Genomic DNA, 1,777 nt, shown 5'->3' with positions numbered 1-1,777 from the left:
CTACTTAACCCTTTAAATGGATATAATTAGACCCATGTTGATTTCAGGTACCGCTTTCTTGCGGTTGCGCACCAACCGCTAAGGCGGTTTCCTACCCCGTAGGTTAAAAACCGCTCCGGTCCTTTAGCCGGGCGGCTATTTGTCATGCCCGGCTCCCTTTCAAATCCAAGGAGCACACCTGATGTCTGCATACGGACACGGCCGTCACGAGCATGGCCAAAATTTTCTCACCAACCACAAGATCATCAACTCCATCATCGACCTTGTGAAACAAACCTCCGGCCCCATCATTGAGATCGGACCAGGAAGCGGTGCCCTCACTCACCCGATGGCCCACTTGGGGAGGGCGATAACGGCAGTTGAAGTGGACGCAAAACTAGCTGCCAAAATCACACAAGAAACCTCCTCGGCGGCGGTCGAAGTGGTCCATGATGATTTCCTTAACTTCCGGTTACCCGCCACTCCCTGCGTCATTGTGGGAAACATTCCCTTTCACCTCACCACTGCCATTCTTCGAAAGTTGCTGCATGCGCCAGCATGGACTGACGCTGTACTCCTCATGCAGTGGGAAGTCGCTCGCCGCCGGGCCGGGGTAGGCGCAAGCACGATGATGACGGCTCAGTGGTCCCCATGGTTCACATTTCACCTGGGTTCTCGGGTACCAAGGCCTGCTTTCCGGCCACAGCCAAACGTTGACGGGGGGATCTTAGTGATCCGCCGGGTGGGTGACCCGAAGATTCCGATAGAGCAGCGCAAAGCCTTTCAGGCGATGGTGCACACCGTTTTCACTGCCCGGGGACGCGGGATAGGGGAAATTCTCCGAAGGGCAGGGTTGTTTTCATCACGTTCAGAAACACAATCATGGTTGCGCTCGCGAGGAATCGACCCCGCGACCCTACCTCCCAGATTGCACACCAACGACTGGATCGATCTCTTCCAGGTGACTGGTTCCTCTCTACCTCACCATCGACCCATTTCACCATCGGGAAGTAGTCAACGACCTCCTCAACGGAAAAACCGAAGCCGGCGGCGTTAATCCCCACCAAAACCGAAATCCACCAGTAGTACTAAAAGGGCTCTTCCGGTTTTAGAGTGCATTGATTAGTTCGCCGGGGGTTCGGGCGTGGCACAAGATATTGGGGTCCTTGGCTTTGTAGGAAAAAGGTATCTAATCCATCCGTACAAAACTAAGGACCTACTGTGCAGCCTAACGGAAATGTCATCGTCGATACCATCTGCCGCACCGCAAAACTAGGAACTACTATCACCGGTGCCACAGAAAACGGTGACGTCACTGTTATTGAAGCCGAACCCGTCGAGCCGATCAATGAATGCCCTACCTGCGGGCAGCCTGGAGTATTCCGCGACCACGTCATCCGCAGCCTGGTCGATCTGCCCATCGTCGGCCACCCAACAACTTCATGTGCGCCTTCCACGCTACCGGTGCACCAACAAGCGTTGCTTGCAGAAGATCTTCCGTGCTGGCCTTGCCTGCGCGCCCGACAATTCAAAGACCACGGACCAGGTGACCCACTGGATCCTGCAACGACTCTGCCTAAATCGGATGAGCGTTGCCGCTGCACCCAAGTCATTAGGCCTGGGGTGGGATATGAAGTGTCCCAGGTTTTGTTCCGTTTGATGAAACCCGTTTTTGAAACAACGTACGGAGCACAACGCACGCCGATGCCAAAGCTTCCGCAACATCGACTACCTCATCAAACCCACGACAGTGGGATTCACACCCTCAATCCCCACGCGTGCAATCTGGGTTAAGGGT

2 protein-coding genes and 1 pseudogene are annotated in these 1,777 nt (G+C 54.8%); all 3 read left to right on the top strand.

Annotated elements, in window-relative coordinates:
- Nucleotides 1-16: 16 nt before the first annotated feature.
- Nucleotides 17-82: an erythromycin resistance leader peptide gene (locus tag U1140_RS11330; protein WP_071569110.1), complete on the top strand. Its 66-nt coding sequence runs from the start codon at nucleotides 17-19 to the stop codon at nucleotides 80-82.
- A 99-nt stretch (nucleotides 83-181) separates the two neighbouring features.
- The gene (gene erm / locus U1140_RS11325; RefSeq protein ID WP_016459102.1) at nucleotides 182-1,036 is read left to right on the top strand and encodes a 23S ribosomal RNA methyltransferase Erm; all 855 of its coding nucleotides are present in this window, start codon (nucleotides 182-184) and stop codon (nucleotides 1,034-1,036) included.
- A gap of 164 nt (nucleotides 1,037-1,200) precedes the next feature.
- Nucleotides 1,201-1,618: pseudogene (locus U1140_RS11320) on the top strand (transposase family protein); the annotation flags it as partial.
- Nucleotides 1,619-1,777 lie beyond the last annotated feature (159 nt).

This window comes from Corynebacterium drakensteinense, assembly GCF_041224285.1.
Lineage (GTDB): Bacteria > Actinomycetota > Actinomycetes > Mycobacteriales > Mycobacteriaceae > Corynebacterium.
Note: the sequence above shows the minus strand (reverse complement) of the source record. Positions and strands in the feature narration are given on the sequence as shown.

Coding starts and splice junctions, on each gene's coding strand:
- erm (WP_016459102.1), top strand. CDS start 182: ATGTCTGCATACGGACACGGCCGTCACGAGCATGGCCAAAATTTTCTC.